This is a genomic window from Paraburkholderia sp. GAS32 (assembly GCF_050434225.1).
GTDB classification, from domain to species: domain Bacteria; phylum Pseudomonadota; class Gammaproteobacteria; order Burkholderiales; family Burkholderiaceae; genus Paraburkholderia; species Paraburkholderia madseniana.
The window spans coordinates 1-16,157 of sequence record NZ_JBNPVS010000040.1 but is presented as its reverse complement, the minus strand read 5'-3'; the positions used below and the strand labels follow the sequence as shown (position 1 = coordinate 16,157).

13 protein-coding genes are annotated in these 16,157 nt (G+C 62.3%); 3 read left to right on the top strand and 10 right to left on the bottom strand.

What is annotated here, in order from left to right; translation table 11 throughout:
- Positions 1 to 7: 7 nt before the first annotated feature.
- On the bottom strand, positions 8 to 193 hold the full coding sequence (locus P3T25_RS35420) for a hypothetical protein (protein ID WP_097390922.1): 186 nt from the start codon (positions 191 to 193) through the stop codon (positions 8 to 10).
- A gap of 350 nt (positions 194 to 543) precedes the next feature.
- Positions 544 to 1,833 (bottom strand): MFS transporter, encoded by a 1,290-nt coding sequence (locus tag P3T25_RS35415; protein ID WP_372342465.1) that lies wholly within the window; start codon positions 1,831 to 1,833, stop codon positions 544 to 546.
- Between the two features lie 415 nt (positions 1,834 to 2,248).
- Here P3T25_RS35415 and P3T25_RS35410 point away from each other — a divergent pair, with 415 nt between their 5' ends.
- Positions 2,249 to 2,461 carry a hypothetical protein gene (locus P3T25_RS35410; protein WP_035554043.1) on the top strand — a complete coding sequence of 71 codons (213 nt, stop codon included), beginning with the start codon at positions 2,249 to 2,251 and terminating at the stop codon, positions 2,459 to 2,461.
- A 100-nt stretch (positions 2,462 to 2,561) separates the two neighbouring features.
- Positions 2,562 to 3,590, top strand: a complete 1,029-nt coding sequence (locus tag P3T25_RS35405; RefSeq protein ID WP_154559695.1) for a serine/threonine protein kinase — start codon at positions 2,562 to 2,564, stop codon at positions 3,588 to 3,590.
- Between the two features lie 12 nt (positions 3,591 to 3,602).
- Here P3T25_RS35405 and P3T25_RS35400 read toward each other — a convergent pair whose 3' ends face one another.
- Positions 3,603 to 5,504, bottom strand: a complete 1,902-nt coding sequence (locus P3T25_RS35400; protein WP_171925200.1) for a DUF3857 domain-containing transglutaminase family protein — start codon at positions 5,502 to 5,504, stop codon at positions 3,603 to 3,605.
- 331 nt (positions 5,505 to 5,835) lie between these two features.
- Between P3T25_RS35400 and P3T25_RS35395 the strand changes: the two genes are divergently transcribed.
- A complete protein-coding gene (locus P3T25_RS35395) occupies positions 5,836 to 6,576 on the top strand; it encodes a PepSY-associated TM helix domain-containing protein (protein WP_168435639.1) in 741 nt (246 codons plus the stop codon).
- 869 nt (positions 6,577 to 7,445) lie between these two features.
- Here P3T25_RS35395 and P3T25_RS35390 read toward each other — a convergent pair.
- From P3T25_RS35390 to P3T25_RS35360, 7 genes are all read right to left on the bottom strand, one after another.
- Positions 7,446 to 8,471: an XdhC family protein gene (locus P3T25_RS35390; protein ID WP_154559698.1), complete on the bottom strand. Its 1,026-nt coding sequence runs from the start codon at positions 8,469 to 8,471 to the stop codon at positions 7,446 to 7,448.
- Positions 8,444 to 9,040 (bottom strand): CoxG family protein, encoded by a 597-nt coding sequence (locus tag P3T25_RS35385; protein ID WP_171925199.1) that lies wholly within the window; start codon positions 9,038 to 9,040, stop codon positions 8,444 to 8,446. Before P3T25_RS35385 ends, P3T25_RS35390 begins: the two co-directional genes overlap by 28 nt.
- A complete protein-coding gene (locus P3T25_RS35380) occupies positions 9,031 to 10,293 on the bottom strand; it encodes a vWA domain-containing protein (protein WP_154559712.1) in 1,263 nt (420 codons plus the stop codon). The genes P3T25_RS35385 and P3T25_RS35380 overlap by 10 nt, the downstream gene beginning before the upstream one ends.
- Before the next feature lie 5 nt (positions 10,294 to 10,298).
- Positions 10,299 to 11,186, bottom strand: a complete 888-nt coding sequence (locus P3T25_RS35375) for an AAA family ATPase (RefSeq protein WP_054037965.1) — start codon at positions 11,184 to 11,186, stop codon at positions 10,299 to 10,301.
- Between the two features lie 170 nt (positions 11,187 to 11,356).
- On the bottom strand, positions 11,357 to 12,154 hold the full coding sequence (locus P3T25_RS35370) for an FAD binding domain-containing protein (RefSeq protein WP_171925198.1): 798 nt from the start codon (positions 12,152 to 12,154) through the stop codon (positions 11,357 to 11,359).
- A 22-nt stretch (positions 12,155 to 12,176) separates the two neighbouring features.
- Positions 12,177 to 14,555: a xanthine dehydrogenase family protein molybdopterin-binding subunit gene (locus tag P3T25_RS35365; RefSeq protein ID WP_171925197.1), complete on the bottom strand. Its 2,379-nt coding sequence runs from the start codon at positions 14,553 to 14,555 to the stop codon at positions 12,177 to 12,179.
- Positions 14,556 to 14,565: 10 nt separating this feature from the next.
- Complete coding sequence (locus P3T25_RS35360; RefSeq protein WP_154559703.1) at positions 14,566 to 15,084, bottom strand: (2Fe-2S)-binding protein; 519 nt, start codon at positions 15,082 to 15,084, stop codon at positions 14,566 to 14,568.
- Between the last annotated feature and the right edge of the window lie 1,073 nt (positions 15,085 to 16,157).

The following is a 16,157-nucleotide window of genomic DNA, read 5'->3' as shown; positions in this document are numbered from 1 at the left end:
GACCCCGTTACACTAGCGCAGGCAAGCCTTCGACCAGCACGACCGCGAACACCACGCCGATTAGCGCGCCAAGCACGCGTAACGCGTTGTGCCGAAATTCCGTCTTGCAGGGGAGCGCGCCGACAAACAGGGCACCGGCCAGCGCCATCGGAATGACCAGGATTAAATCGCCAATCGTGAAGTAGGTCGTCATACCCGTCTCCTTATGTAATTCCAACGCGGGCAGCGGCTCGATTTCTGGAGTCATGCACTGCCAACGGTCGATTCGAGTATAGGCGACGGTTAGATCAACATAACAACGTCTTGCGGCGCTGCAGCGCGTCTTCGCAGACTGCTGAACCCAGTACCGCAAGGGCCGCCGCGATTGGCGCGTTGCAGCAAAAACCCCGTAAAAAGTGAAGTGTTTGCTTACACAGGCCTTACTTTCCAGGCTTGTTCGATGCGCTGCGGATAGTTCTCGCCTGACTGGGGTACACCCCATGCAGGCCACGTTTCACGCTGCGTCCAGGCCATGTTTCCCCAAAGCCGATTAGCAGCGTTCCCTCATACCGTGATCCGTTCGCGTTGACGCAGGCGCGTGGCCGCAACGAGGCCTACGACAAGCAGCACGCCGACCAGTCCGGCGACACCGTTCCAGCCATCACTTGCCCATACGCGCCCGCCATAAGAACCGACCACGCTCGAACCGATGTAATACGCGAGCAGATACAGCGCGGCCGCCTGGCCTTTGGCTTCCTTGGCGAGGCGTCCGACCCAGCCGCTCGCCACCGAGTGTCCGGCGAAAAAGCCGAACGTCACGAAAGCAATGCCGGTCGCAATGGCTGCCAGCGGATGCAGCATCGTGAGCACGAGTCCACATGCCATCAGCAGCAAGCTGGCGGTCAGCACGCGCGCCCGGCCGAAGGTGTCGGCCATGCGGCCCGACCACGGCGAGGCAACCACGCCCGTCAGATAGACGACGAAAATCGCACCGATCTCCGTCTGACTCAGCAGATACGGCGGCGCGAGCAGCCGGTAACCGATGTAGTTGTAGAGCGTGACGAAGCTGCCCATCAGCACGAAGCCGAGCAGAAACAGCAACGGCAAGCCGGGTCGCGTGAATTGTTTGAGCAGGGCGGTGCGGTGATGGGAAAAGCCGAGCCCGCGACGCGGTACGAAATGGTGCGACGGCGGCAGCAAAGCGCGAAACGCGAGCATCGACAAAATGCCGAGTACGCCGATCGTACCGATTGCCACGCGCCACGAAAACAGATCCGCGACCACGCCGGTGATCACACGCCCAGCCATCCCGCCGATCGCTGTGCCACCGACATACAGCCCCATCGCCAGACCGAGTCCATCCGGGTGTACTTCTTCCGCGAGGTACGCCATCGCGACGGCGGGCACGCCACCGAGCGCGAGGCCCTCGAGCGTGCGCAACACGAGCAATTGATGCCAGTGCGGCGCGATCGACACGCCGATCGTCAGCAGCGCCGACAGCGTGAGCGATGCCGTCATCAGCTTGTGACGGCTCCAGCCTTCCGAGACGAAACCGGCGATAAATATGGCGAGCGCGAGCGCGGCTGTCGTCAGTGACAGCGACAAGCTGCTTTGTGCCGGCGTTACGTTGAACGCCGTAGATAATGCAGGCAGCAATGGCTGTACGCAATACAGCAGTGAGAAGGTGGCGTAACCCGCGAACAGTAGTGCGATGCTGGCGCGCCAATAGGCATGCGTGCCGCGTTCGAGATAGGGAATGTCAGGGACGGCAGGCACAGCAGCGGAGGTAAAAGAAGCAGACGAAACAGGAACAGCCGAAGCAGCAGTCCGGTGGGAGTCCGGCGATGCGGTCACGAAAAATCTCCTTGAGGAGCGGAAAGTACTCAAAGAGGCCAAGGATACGCTGGAGAGACTGAACGGGTGCGCGTGCCGCGAGGTCAGCGGACCTGAATACGCTCCTTTCGCGCTGACGGCATGATTTTGATATATCGCCCCGGCTGGGTTTATGATGGTCTCGTTACGACGCTTTACGCCCAGATCATCGGCCCGGCGCGCTGTAATGGGAATAGGGCGAAACGACGGGTGAAGAGCCCCGAGTTCGCGCTTTCCATGGCCCCGCAAAACGGGAACAATGACTCGAACCTCTCACGCGTCTTACGCGCAGCAGATTGGGTGCGTACGCAACGTTATCGGCGAAGCGGCGCTTTTATCATCACCTTGACCGGCGCGGAAACCATAAAGCCGGCTATGGGAGAAACGGGGAAACATCATGCAAATCGGTTCCATTGTCCGATCGGTGCATATCGCGGTGCCGCAGGGCGCACGCGGGATTGTCATGCGCATTCTCGGCGACATGGCTATGGTGGCCTGGTATGCCGGCGAACCCGGCACATCGGAGCATCTCAATACTGAACCCTTTTTCCTTGAAGATCTGATCGATACGGGCGAGCAGGTTCGCCCGTCTAGCGCACAGGTGCATTGAAGCTGGTTTGAGTCCGATTCATGGTGGTTGCAGGTGGCTGTAAGCCGCAAGGTGAGCCGACGTCCTCGTCTTTGACGGCGGCGCGGCGCACAATGCGGACATGAACGACGACAATTTCGACCCACAGGACGGCGCCGATAGCGCCGTACCTTTCGCCCGGCTCAAGCCGGAAATCGTGCTCGACGCGCTCGACAGCGTGCTCAGCAGCGTCGGTGTGTACACCGACGGCCGCATGCTGCCGCTCAACAGCTACGAGAACCGCGTGTACCAGGTCGGCGTGGAAGACGGGCCGCCCGTGGTCGCCAAGTTCTATCGTCCCGAGCGTTGGACCGACGCCGCCATTCTCGAAGAACACGCCTTTGTCGCCGATCTCGCCGCGCGTGAGATTCCGGCGGTGCCCGCGCGTGTTTTCGAAGGCCGCACGCTGCATACCTTCGACGGTTTCCGTTTCTCGATCTTCGAACGCCGCGGCGGCCGTGCGCCCGATCTGGACCGGCGCGATACGCTCGAATGGCTGGGGCGTTTCATCGGCCGCATCCATGCGGTTGGACAGACGCAGAACTACACCGAACGCCCGACGCTCGACATCAACACGTTCGGCTACGAGCCGCGCGACTTCCTGCTGTCGCACGACTTTGTGCCTGACGATGTACGCACCGCCTGGCAGACCGTGGTGAATCTCGCGCTTGAAGGCGTCGAGCGCGCCTTCGAGCGTGCCGGCGATATTCGCATGCTGCGAATGCACGGCGATTGTCATCCGAGCAATGTGTTGTGGACCGACGCGGGTCCGCATTTCGTCGACTTCGACGATAGCCGCATGGGTCCGGCAGTGCAGGATTTATGGCTGCTGTTGCCCGGCGATCGCGTCGAGGCTTCGCGTGCGCTGGCTGATCTGCTCGCCGGTTACGAAGACTTCTGCGATTTCGAGCCGCGCGAACTGTATCTCGTCGAAGCGTTGCGTACGTTGCGGCTGATTCACTACCAGGCGTGGCTCGCGCGCCGTTGGGACGACCCGGCGTTTCCGGCGGCGTTTCCGTGGTTCAACACGCAGCGCTATTGGGAAGACCGCATCCTCGAACTGCGCGAGCAGCTCGGCGCGATGGAGGAAGGGCCGCTCTGGCCGGTTTGAGCGGTAGCTGTTCTACGGCGCCTGCGACGCCACGCTCGACGATTCCACCAGCGTCGATTTGACGATTACTTCGGCGCGTACGTCGCGCCCGATCGCTTCGATCGCGGGACGCATCTGCGCGAAGTCGTCGGGCGTGCAAACTTCGCTATCGAAATGGGTGGCGCCGTCGCGCGTCATCGTCACCACGTTGCTGAGCGGATCGAACGTGTACTGCGACTGGAAATCGACGAAGCGGTCCTGGGTTCGCTTCGCTTCCGGCATCTCGAGCACGTGAAAATTCGCAGGCAATGTAATGCGCGCGCGTTCGTGCAGCGCCAGGTTGTGGCAGATGAATGGCTGCGTGCGCTGCCGTTCGCCGAGCCAGTAGCGGGTGCCCGCCTCGAAGCCGCCGGCCAGACTGGTCAGCGCCGGAATCGATGCCGCGGCGCCCGGCACCACCAGACTTTCGAGCGTGCCTTTCATCGTGATCGTCAGCGGGCCGTCGCCAACGCTGAGGTCGCTGGTGGTCAGCGTCGCGGTGCCGCGCAGGTTGGCGCTGCGCAGTTCCGCCTGGATCGAGTCCTCACGTTGCGCGGGCGTCTGCGTGCGCAACATCGCGCGCGCCTGTTCGGCTGTGGCGCCCGATGCTTCCAGCCGATAGGTGAAACTCGCCGAGCCATCCGGTTCGACCTTGATCGACAGGTCGGTGCTGCGCGTTATCAGCTCGGAGGCCGGCGTTTGCGCGACCACCCCCTGATTGACGAGGACGGTAGGCCGGTTCATATCGGACGACGGCAAAAAGCCGAATTCGACATTCGATGCGGTCGAGTCCGCGTATTGCTGCAAATCCGGCAGCCAGGTGATTACGTGATTGATGACGCCGTAGCCCGGCACGTTGGGCAACGTATAGATCGAGCCGCTGCTGATCAGGGCCGGCTCGTTGCGAACGCCGACGGCGTCGAGCATCGCGCCGTACAGCGCCACGTGATCCTTGCAGTCGCCATAACGGTTCGCGAGGATCGCGCTTGCACTGTGCGGCACCACCGAGTCGCGCCCAACATAGATCGCTACATAGCGGACGTTCCGGCGCACCCAGTCGTACAGCGTTTTGGCCTTGTCGTGCGGGGTGTGGTCGCGTGTGGTGAGGTTTTGCGCAAGGCGCGTGACGGCTGAGTCGCGCGCGCTCGGGTCGGCGGCGGACGCCCTGTAACTCGCGGCGAAAGCGGCGTAGTCCGGAAAGGTCGAGACCATTAGCCGGTCGCCGTACGACACGTACGCGATCGAGCCGCGCTCCAGCCGGCTGAAATGCGCCTTGTCGTAACGGTATTCGTAGCGTGTGCGGCCGTCGCGCGTAACCGGTTGAAGCGCGGTGAAGCCGCGTGCATCGGCATAAAGCGGCTTGCCGGCGGGCAGGTCGTAGATGAGGTGAAAGTTGTGGGTCGGCGCGAGATCGGGCGGCGTGAAGTCGCTGAATTCGCCCGGCTCGATCGGCTGCTTTTGCGTCTTGCGATAGGTGAGGTGCACGCGCGCGCCGGGTTCGACAGCGGGGAACACGATCACCTTTTCCTGGATGTCCTGAAACATCGGTGCGTCGAACGAGCGGGCTTCCTGCACGTCGCGGATCTGCTCGGGCTGCACGTCGTGACGCACGCCGTCGGCGGTGGTCGTGTAGGCCTCGATGATCTGCACGTCCGCCATATTGCGGTTGAACCAGACGTATTGCTGCGCCACTCGCGCGACGCCTGCTTCGTTGTTCACGCGCAGCGTCATCGAATCGAGCTTCGAGAAGGAGCCGTCGGCGTTGACGGTGAAGGTCTGCGTTTCACCTTCGTTGGTATAGGGATCGTCCAGTTTGGCCGCGATGCTCGCGCTCGCGCCATGAACACCGGCAAGCCAGCCGAGAGCGGCAAGACAGACCAAAGAGGTGAGGCGCATGGCGGGCAGGTATCCGGAACGGCAACGTTGACAGGATCGCCAGCTAGAGTCGGTTTGCGCCGCCTGGATGTCAAGCGGATACCGAGCATTGCGATTGAGCAAATGCCTTAATTGTGTAATGATAGCCATTCTCAATTGAAAGGCACCGCCAGCTTTCTGTCACATTTCTCCTCCTCTGTGACTGCCAGCCAGCCTCTCAGCCGGACGGCCTGGACCGCAAGCCGGGTCTGTCCGGCTTTTCTTCTCGAACTTTCCTTTACCGCTGGTGAGAGCGAGCGCTTCGTCGCCGCCCGTCGGCGAGGGTTTAACTTGCTGCGCCTGGAGCATGGATGTGAACGCGCCTGATTCAATCGATATGAAACCTGCTGCTGGTGGCGGCACGCAATACACGGCACATAGGCCGGAGCGCGGCCATCCTCTGATGGACGACGCCGAGCAGGCGGCGCGGCGCCAGCGTTCGCGGCGGGCGAATTTCATCAAGTGGTTGCGCAAGGTGCACGGCTGGGTCGGCCTGTGGGGCGCGGTGTTGGGGTTGATGTTTGGCGCGACGGGGTTTTTGCTGAATCATCGGGGTGGACCGTTGAAGGTGTCGTCCGGTGAGCCGCAGGTCGAAGAGATGCAGCTTCCCGTACCGCAGAAGAAACTGGGTTCGCCGATGGAGATGGCGAAGTGGCTCAAGGGCGAGTTAAAGATCGACGGCAAGCCGGGGCGGGTGAAACGCGAGCCGGCGCATCCGGTGGCATGGGGGGATCGCAGCGCGATGCAGCCGGAGTTCTGGCAAGTCGGGATTTTTGGGCCTGCTCAGAATGTGCAGGCTGAGTATTGGGTTGGGAATGGGTTTGTGGCGGTGAAACGCACGCAGAATTCGTTTCTTACTACGATGAATAATTTGCATCGTGGTGTGGGGTTGAGTGTTGGGTGGGTTTTGTTGATCGATACGATTGCGGGGGGGATGATTTTGCTTTCTCTGACCGGTGTCTTGCTGTGGACTGAGTTGAATAAGCGGCGCGTGGTGGGTGTCGTGCTGATTGGCGGCTCGGTGGTTGCCGCTGTGGTTTGTGGGTTAATGTGAGTTGGGTTTTTTCTTTGCCTGCGCGGCGCTTTTGTCCGTGTTCTTGGGGCTTTGGCCTTTCCTTGAATTGTTAGTGGTCTATTAGCGTTGCCCCTGTGCGGGGCGGCACCTACTTCTCTTTGCCGGCTGCAAAGAGAAGTAGGCAAGAGAAAGCAGCTCAAACCGCTACTACTAAGTGGGTCCCGTAGTTTGCAACGGGTAGTGGTGCATCTGGAATCTGTGTTCGTGCACCTGCATACGCCAGTGACAAGGGCGTCATACTTCCGGCGGCGCTGCGCGCGCCGACGAGTACTTCTTCAAACCACCCCCTACGTTGTGACGCTCACGCCTCGCCACCGACCGTGGCTCATCATTGCACCGCCGCCACCACCGCGATTGCGATTGGAGCGGCAACTGCAACCGCCCATCGCAGCCGCGACTGTGATCGTGACCAGGACGGTGATTGCGGTACGCGACATATCATTGAGGCGGGGTTCCCGGCGACGTGCAGGAGCGCGTCGCCGAGGCGAAGCCGATGGCTCAGACCGCGCTCAACCGAAGCCGGTGGTTTCCCATGCAGACCCGTCCGCGACGCACGTAGTGCGGAGTGGGAGCTGATGAGTCCTTTGTCACTCACGCGGAATGTGCGAGAACACGGATTCCAGATGCACCACTACCCTGTGCGAGCCACGGTGCCCACTTAGCAGTAGCGGTTTGAGCTGCTTTCTCTTGCCTACTTCTCTTTGCAGCCGGTGTATAGACCGGAGACATAGCCGGCAAAGAGAAGTAGGTGCCGCCCCGCACAGGGGCAACGCTAATAGACCACTAACAAATCAAGGAAAGGCCAAAGCCCTAAGAACACGGCCAAAAAGCGCCGCGCAGGCAAAAAACTAAACACTACAAGCAGCCGCCCCACCAGAAGCCGCAATCTCCCGCGCTGCCTTAGCGCCCTCAACCTGCAATAAAGTCGGCAACGAAACCCCATTCTTAGCCGCAGTAACCTCAGCAAGAATAGAAACAGCAATCTCAGGCGGCGTCCGGCTGCCAATATAAATCCCAACCGGCCCATGCAGCCGGGCCAACTCGGCATCGTTCAGATCGAACTCCTTCAACCGCTCGCGCCGCGCCTGATTGTTCCTTCTCGACCCCAAAGCACCCACATAAAAAGCCGGCGTCTTCAACGCCTCCATCAACGCAAGATCATCCAGCTTAGGATCATGCGTCAGTGCAATCACCGCACACCGCTCGTCGAGCTTCATGTCGATCACCGTATCGTCCGGCATCGTCCGCACGATCTTCGTGCCGGGAATGCTCCACTCCTCGGTGTACTCCTCGCGCGGATCGCATACGGTGACCTGATAGTCGAGCCCAACCGCGATGTTGCACAGATAGCGCGACAACTGCCCCGCACCGATCACCAGCATCCGGTAACGCGGACCGTGAATCGTCAGCAGACGCTCGCCGTCGAAATGCACGCCGTCGGTTGCCAGCGCCGCATCCAGCCGTACTGCGCCCGTCACCATGTCGACTTCACGCGCCACCAGACGGCCGTCCTCTACCGCATGGCACAGATCGGCAATGCCGCTTTGCGGCGTCAAAGGCTCCAGCACCAGTTGGATCGTGCCGCCGCAAGGCAGGCCGAAGCGATGCGCTTCTTCCGCGGTAATGCCGTACTTCACCGCCTCCGGGCGTGTCTGCTCAATACCCCTTTGCCGCACGCGGTCGATCAGGTCGTCTTCGATGCAGCCGCCCGATACCGAACCCACCACGAGTCCATCGTCACGCACCGCGAGCATCGCGCCCTCGGGACGCGGCGACGAGCCCCACGTCTTCACCACCGTCACCAGCAGCGCGCGATGTCCCTCTTCCAGCCAACGTGCACTGGACTTCAGAACTTCGAGATCCACGCTCTCCATGATTTCTTCCTTTTGGTTCCGTCGCTGCCGGACTCAGTGTCCGCAGCCTCATCCGATTCCGTATTTTGCGCCGCTGTTTCAGTTACTGCAGTGACGCCGTCATCCGGGGCCGTCGCGCCGTCAGCGTCGCCGCCGACCTGCGCGCCGAAGCGCTTGAAAAATTCGCCCGCGAGTTTACGCGCAGCGCCGTCGACCAGCCGCGAACCGATCTGGGCGAGCTTGCCGCCGACCTGTGCAGTCGCCGTGTATGTGAGCTTCGTCGCGGCGTCGCCCTCTGGTTCGAGCGTGACGCGCGTATTGCCCTTGCCGAAGCCCGCCGCACCACCCTGACCTTCGAAAACGATGGTGTAGCTGTTCGGCGCCTCGATGTCGGTCAGCAGCATACGCCCTTTGAAGCGCGCCTTCACCGGACCGACCGAAGCGCTCAACACCACCGCATACGCGTTTTCGCCATCCGGGTCGATGCTTTCGCAGCCGGGAATGCACGCGCGCAGGATTTCGGTATCGTTTAGCGCATCCCACGCGCGCTGCTGGGAAACCGGCAGCATATGGGTCTCATTTAATTCCATGGCGTTGCTCCTGCAGTTGTCGTGGCGCAGACGCTCAAACGAGGCGCGCGCGTGAGTTGCGCGAGGTCGCGGCCGAACGCCGTCAGACTGTCCAGATTGTGAACCGGGCGATGTGCGTCGACGTACGGCAGGATCGCCTGCACGCCGCGCGCTTTCGGTGAAAAACCGCTGAAACGCAGCAGCGGGTTGAGCCACACGATACGGTGTGCGAAGCGGCGCAGGCGGGCCATTTCGGTGTCGAGCACGTCGATCGCTTCGTGATCCAGGCCGTCGGTGACGAGCAGCACCGTGGCTCTGCCGGTCAGCACGCGACGTGCCCAGCGCCGGTTGAATTCGGCAAGCGCCGCGCCGATCCGCGTGCCACCCGACCAGTCGACCACCTGATCGGTGAGCGTCGCGATCGCCACGTCGGGATCGCGCTCGCGCAGCGCGCGCGTCGCGTTGGTCAGGCGGGTGCCGAAAAGAAACACCTGCAGGCGCTCACGCGATTGCAGAAGCGCGTGGCAGAAGTACAGGACGGCGCGCGAATAGCTGCTCATCGAGCCGGAGATATCCAGCAGCAACACGAGCGGCGGTTTGCGTTCCACTACCGCGCGATACTTCCACACCGTCCAGTCGCCACCGGCGCGTACCGCTTGCCGTGCGCTCGCGCGCAAATCGGCATGCGTGCCGTGCGACGCGGCCTTCAGGCGGCGCGTCGGCTCGGTGGCAAGCGGCAGACGCTGGCCGCGGATCAGATGCCGCAAAGTCCGCCATTCGTCAGCGGAAAGCGTTTCGAAATCGCGATGACGTAGCCGCTCTTCAGCACTGAACGTGACGTGCGCGCGTAGTTCGTGTTGTTCGGTTTCCTGTGGCGCCTTGCTGTGCGGCGAGGGTGGCGTGCGCACGGCAAGCGCGTCGGCGAGACGGTTGTTGCGTTTGGGTGGCGGCAACCCATCGCGGACTTTCGGCAGCAGCAGCGCGCGCAGCTTGCCTTCCCAATCCGGGTCGCGCCAGAACAGATCGAAGGCGGCGTTGAAGAGGTCGCGTTCGTCCGGCGCGGAGACCAATAGCGTGGCGAGCGCGGCGCGCACATCGTCGCGCCGGCCGAGGTCGATCCAGTGCAACGCGGCGAGTGCGTCGACGGCTTGCGCCGGCGACATCGGCAAGCCCGCGCCGCGCAACACGCGCACAAAGTGGACGACGTTGTGCGCGAGTGTGGGCGTATCGATCGGCGCGGCCGACGCGCTCGAAGTATCGGCGGAGGCGGTCATCGCCGTTATCCCGGCGTCGCGAGACATTGCGCGATCTGTGCGGCGTCGATGCGCGCCAGATCGTCCTGATACTTGAGCAGCACACCCAGGGTGTTCTGCACCGATTGCGGATCGAGTTCCGTTACCGACAACGCTTCCAAAGCGCGGCACCAGTCGATCGTTTCGGCGATACCAGGCGCCTTGAACAGATCCATGCCGCGCAGTCGATGCACGAAATCGACCGCACGCCGTTGCAATTCAACCGACGTCTGCGGCGCGCGCGCGGCGACGATCTCCAGTTCACGATCGCGCTCGGGATAGCCGATCCATTGATACAGGCAACGGCGTTTCAACGCGTCGTGCACTTCGCGCGTGCGGTTCGACGTCATCACGACGAGCGGCGGCTGCTCTGCGCGCACCGTGCCATATTCGGGAATCGATACCTGGAAGTCGGACAGCAGTTCCAGCAGAAACGCTTCGAACGGTTCGTCGGCGCGGTCGATCTCGTCGATAAGCAGCACGCGCCGCGCGCCCGGATGATTTTCGTCGGGCATCAGCGCCTGCAGCAGCGGACGCTTCAACAGGAATTCGCTGCGATACAGCGTGTCGTTGCCAGGCCGCTCGCCGGCAGCTTCGGCCAGACGCAGCGCCATGATCTGGCGCGGGTAGTCCCATTCGTAGAGCGCGCTGGCGGTGTCGAGTCCTTCGTAGCATTGCAGCCGCAGCATCGAGGTGCCGAGCATCCCAGCCGCGGCTTTGGCGAGTTCGGTCTTGCCGACGCCCGGCTCGCCTTCGACGAACAACGGCCGCTCCATGCGCAGGGCGAGATACAACGCGGTCGCGAGTTCGCGGCTGGCGAAGTAGTTTTGGGCGGCGAGTTGCGCAAGAGTGTCGTCGATTGAAGCAGGCTGCATGGTGCTCCTGACTCTGCATGGTGAAGAGCAAAACGGCGCGCTCGCCCGTGTTACTCATACCGTCGGCGGAACCGAGCGGATGAGCGCGAGCGTCGCGCCACACCGCGTGCGTGATCGAACACGGCTGACGCGCTCCGCCGAGGCACGTCAGCCGCAAACTGCAAGGATCGCTAACCGTTTGCCTTCGTCACCGCTCGCGCGGCCAGCACCGGAATCAGATGCGCGCGATACTCCGCGCTCGCGTGCATGTCGGTGTTCAGGTCGGCGTCGGATACGGTTACCGCGCGTGCGGCCTCGGGCGTGAAATTTGCCGATAACGCGCTTTCCAGGTCCGGCACGCGAAATACCGAAGACGCCGCTCCTGTCACCGCAACGCGTACACCGTTTGCGAACTTCGCGACGAACACGCCGACCAGTGCAAAGTGCGACGCCGGATTCTCGAATTTCACGTAGGCCGCGCGTTCGGGCACTGGAAACTCGACGGCCACGATCAACTCGTCGGGTGCTAACGCGGTCTCATACATGCCGACGAAGAAATCGCTCGACGAAATCCGTCGCCGATCGGTGACGATGGTCGCGTCCAAGGCCATCGCGGCAGCCGGATAGCAGGCGGCCGGATCGTTGTTCGCGAGCGAACCGCCGATGGTGCCGAGCGCGCGCACCTGGCGATCGCCAATGTGCCCGGCGAGGTCCGCGAGCGCCGGCAGCACGCGCCGAAGCTCGCCGTGATCGGCGACGTCCGCATGGCATACGGCGGCACCGATCGTCACCTTGCCGGTATCGACGGTGATCGATTTGAGCGCGGGAATTCGCGTCACGTCGATCAGTTGCGACGGCTGCGCGAGCCGCAGACGCATGGTGGGCAACAGGCTTTGTCCGCCGGCGATGAACTTTGCGTCACTGTCGGCGGCGATGGCTGCGGCGGCCGCTTTGGGATCCGTCGCGCGTTGATACTCGAATGAATACATGTCGAATGCTCCGCTCAGGATCTTAGTGGGGTTTGGCTGCATGAATCGCGGACCATACGCGATGCGGCGTCGCCGGCATTTGCAGGTCGGTCACGCCGAGCGGCGCGAGTGCGTCGAGGATTGCGTTGATGACCGCCGGTGGCGAACCGATCGCACCCGCCTCGCCGCAGCCTTTCACGCCGAGCGGATTGTGCGTGCACGGCGTGCCCTTCGCGGTTTCGACGGTGAAGTTCGGCAGATCGGACGCATGCGGCATCGCGTAGTCCATATAGGAGCCGGACAACAGTTGGCCACTCTCCTTGTCGTACACGCAGCGCTCCAGCATCGCCTGCCCGATACCCTGAGCGAGCCCGCCATGCACCTGGCCTTCGACAATCATCGGATTGATCACGTTGCCGAAATCGTCGACCGCGGTGAACTGCTGGATGCGGCAGACGCCCGTCTCCGGATCGACCTCGATCTCGCAGATGTAGGAGCCGGCAGGATATGTGAAGTTGCTCGGATCGTAGAACGCGCTTTCCTCAAGACCCGGTTCGAGCACGTTGAGCGGATAGTTGTGCGGCACGTAGGCGGCGAGCGATATCTCGGCGAATGCTTTGGTGCGGTCGGTGCCTGCGACGCGAAACACGCCGTCCTTGAACTCGATGTCTTCTGCCGCGGCTTCCAGCAGATGCGCGGCGATTTTCTTCGCCTTGGCTTCGATCTTGTCGAGCGCTTTCATGATCGCCGAGCCGCCGACCGCGATCGAGCGCGAACCGTACGTGCCCATGCCGAACGGAATGCGGCCCGTGTCGCCGTGCACGATCTCCACGCTTTCCAGCGCAATACCGAGCCGGTCCGCGACTACTTGCGCAAAGGTTGTCTCATGCCCCTGGCCGTGGCTGTGGGAGCCGGTGAACACGGTGACGGAACCTGTCGGATGTACGCGAATCTGGCCGACTTCGAAGAGCCCGGCGCGCGCGCCCAATGCACCGGCGATGTTCGACGGCGCCAGACCGCAGGCTTCGATGTAGCACGAGTAGCCGAGGCCGCGCAGCTTGCCGTTCTTTTCGGATTCCTGTTTGCGCGCGGCGAAGCCTTTCACGTCCGCGAGTTCGAGTGCACGGTTTAGCGTGGTGTCGTAGTCGCCGGTATCGTAGGTGAGGCCGACCGGCGTCGCGTACGGAAACTCGCGGATGAAGTTGCGACGGCGGATTTCGGCCGGATCGAGCTTCATCTCACGTGCGGCGGTTTCGACCAGACGCTCGACCACGTACGTCGCTTCCGGACGGCCGGCGCCGCGGTAGGCGTCGACCGGGACGGTGTTGGTGAAGACCGCTTTCACTTCGGCGTAGATGGCGGGCGTCGCATACTGGCCGGCGAGCAGTGTCGCGTACAGGATGGTCGGCACACTCGACGCGAAGGTCGACAGATACGCGCCCATGTTGGCGATCGTGTGGATGCGCATTGCGAGGAACTTGCCGTCGGCGTCCATCGCCAGTTCGGCTTTGGTCACGTGATCGCGGCCGTGCGCGTCGGATACGAAGGCTTCCGAGCGCTCGGCCGTCCATTTGATCGGACGGCGAATTTTCTTCGATGCCCACGTCAGCGCGACATCTTCGGCGTACAGGAAAATCTTCGACCCGAAGCCGCCGCCGACATCCGGCGCGATGACGCGCAGTTTCGATTCCGGCAGCGACAGCACGAATGCGGCCATCAACAGGCGTTCCACGTGCGGATTCTGATTCGCGACGTAGACCGTATAGCTGTCGTCCTGCACCGAGTAGCTTGCGTTGACCGCGCGCGGTTCGATCGCATTCGGGATCAGGCGGTTGTTGACGATGTCGAGCGTGGTGACGTGCGCGGCCTTCGCGAAGGCGGCGTCGGTCGCGGCTTTGTCGCCGTGGCCCCAGTTGTAGCAGACGTTGTCCGGCACTTCGTCATGAACCGCGGCCTGGCCCGGATCGGACGCGTGCGCGGTATCGACTACGGCCGGCAGCACGTCGTAATCGACCTCGATCAGTTCGGCAGCATCTTTCGCGGCCTTGATCGAGTCGGCGATGACGAGCGCGACCTGATCGCCGACGTGGCGTGCTTTCGTGTGCGCGATGATCGGATGTGGCGGCTCGTTCATCGGCTTGCCGTCGGTGCTGTGAATCAGCCAGCCGCACGGTAGTCCGCCGACGTTGTCCGCGGCCATGTCCGCGCCGGTGAAGATCGCGACGACGCCGGGCGACTGTTTGGCGGCGGTGGTGTCGATGCTGTTGATTTTTGCGTGTGCGTGCGGCGAGCGCAGGAATACCGCATAGGTTTGCTGCGGCAGGACGATGTCGTCGGTGTACTGACCGTTGCCGGTGAGGAAACGATAGTCTTCCTTACGTTCGACGGAAGTACCGATGAGGTGGGTGTCGGGTGCGTTCATCGTCGGCTCCTCAGGCGGTGGCTGGCGCAGTGGCCGCGGCATTGGTGTTGACCGTGCCGGCGGACTTCATGCCTTCGGCGCCTTCGAGCACTGCTTTGACGATGTTGTGATAGCCCGTACAGCGGCAGAGATTGCCGTCGAGCTGGGCGCGCACGTCGTCGCCGGTGAGATTGGGTTGGCGCTCGACGAGCGAGACCGCGCTCATCACCATGCCGGGCGTACAGAAACCGCACTGCAGGCCGTGGCAGTGTTTGAAGGCGGCTTGCATCGGGTGCAGGGCGCCGTCTTTGGCGAGTCCTTCGATGGTGGTGATGTTTGCGCCTTCGGCCTGGACCGCGAGGATGTTGCAGGATTTGATTGCGCGGCCGTTCAGGTGGACCGTGCATGCGCCGCACTGGGCTGTGTCGCAGCCGACGTGCGTTCCTGTGAGGCGAAGTTGATCGCGCAGGAACTGGACAAGCAGGGTGTTGGGGTCGATTGAGGCGCTGATGGGCGCGCCGTTCACCGTCAGACTGATGCTGATCGCCATGAAGTTGTCTCCTTATGGGGTGAAACCGGACCTTTGTTTTTTCCTGCCTTCAGCTGCCTGCTCGTGGGGTCCGATTAGGGTGCTGCGGGTTTGCTGTTTTTGCGGTTCTTTTTTATGGGTCTGCCGAAAAGTAAAGCACAAATTGCCTGGCGGCGCTATTGGGTTGTGTGCCTGCTCGGCGGGGTATGGTTTGTTTTTTGCCCGGTCGGGCGGGGATTGCCTGGCGGCGCCGGTTTTAGTTTTTTTGCCTTCGGTGGGGGGGGGTGCCTGCGCGGCGCTTGTTGTCAGTGTTCTTAGGGCGTTGGCCTTTCCTTGAATTGTTAGTGGTCTATTCGCGTTGCCCCTGTGCGGGGCGGCACCTACTTCTCTTTGCCGGCTGCAAAGAGAAGTAGGCAAGAGAAAGCAGCTCAAACCGCTAATGCTAAGTGGGCACCGTGGTCTGCAACAGGTAGTGGTGCATCTGGAATCTGTGTTCGTGCACCTGCATACGCCAGTGACAAGGGCGTCATACTTCCGGCGGCGCTGCGCGCGCCGAAGAGTAGTTCATAAAACCGATTGCTACGTTTTGACGCCCACGTATCGCCATCGGGGCGTGGCTCGCTATTGCACCGCCATCACTATCCCGATTCCAATTCCAATTCCGATTGCAACGCCAACGCCAACGGCAGATGTGAACGCGACTGGGATGGGGATTGGGGCAGGGAGGAGCGGGAGGGGCGGGAGAGGCGGTGATTCAGCACACCGACATATCATTTGAAGCGGGGCTTCCCCGGAGAGTGCAGAGGCGCGTCGCCGAGGCGAAGCCGACGGCCCCCACAGACCTCAACCGAAGCCCATGGTTTCCCATGCCGACCCGTCCGCGACGCACGCAGTGCGGAGTGGGAGCTGATGACTCCTTTGTCACTAACGCGGAATGTGCGAGAACACGGATTCCAGATGCACCACTACCCGTTGCAAACTACGGGACCCGCTTAGCATGAGCGGTTTGAGCTGCTTTCTCTTGCCTACTTCTCTTTGCAGCCGGTGTATAGACCGGGGACATGGTTGACAGACGTGCGGGGACATCATTGACA

Excerpts from the sequence above, each read along its gene's own strand:
- P3T25_RS35420 (WP_097390922.1), bottom strand. The coding sequence starts at position 193 with ATGACGACCTACTTCACGATTGGCGATTTAATCCTGGTCATTCCGATG.
- P3T25_RS35410 (WP_035554043.1), top strand. The coding sequence starts at position 2,249 with ATGCAAATCGGTTCCATTGTCCGATCGGTGCATATCGCGGTGCCGCAG.
- P3T25_RS35405 (WP_154559695.1), top strand. The coding sequence starts at position 2,562 with ATGAACGACGACAATTTCGACCCACAGGACGGCGCCGATAGCGCCGTA.
- P3T25_RS35400 (WP_171925200.1), bottom strand. The coding sequence starts at position 5,504 with ATGCGCCTCACCTCTTTGGTCTGTCTTGCCGCTCTCGGCTGGCTTGCC.
- P3T25_RS35390 (WP_154559698.1), bottom strand. The coding sequence starts at position 8,471 with ATGGAGAGCGTGGATCTCGAAGTTCTGAAGTCCAGTGCACGTTGGCTG.
- P3T25_RS35385 (WP_171925199.1), bottom strand. The coding sequence starts at position 9,040 with ATGGAATTAAATGAGACCCATATGCTGCCGGTTTCCCAGCAGCGCGCG.
- P3T25_RS35380 (WP_154559712.1), bottom strand. The coding sequence starts at position 10,293 with ATGACCGCCTCCGCCGATACTTCGAGCGCGTCGGCCGCGCCGATCGAT.
- P3T25_RS35375 (WP_054037965.1), bottom strand. The coding sequence starts at position 11,186 with ATGCAGCCTGCTTCAATCGACGACACTCTTGCGCAACTCGCCGCCCAA.
- P3T25_RS35370 (WP_171925198.1), bottom strand. The coding sequence starts at position 12,154 with ATGTATTCATTCGAGTATCAACGCGCGACGGATCCCAAAGCGGCCGCC.
- P3T25_RS35365 (WP_171925197.1), bottom strand. The coding sequence starts at position 14,555 with ATGAACGCACCCGACACCCACCTCATCGGTACTTCCGTCGAACGTAAG.
- P3T25_RS35360 (WP_154559703.1), bottom strand. The coding sequence starts at position 15,084 with ATGGCGATCAGCATCAGTCTGACGGTGAACGGCGCGCCCATCAGCGCC.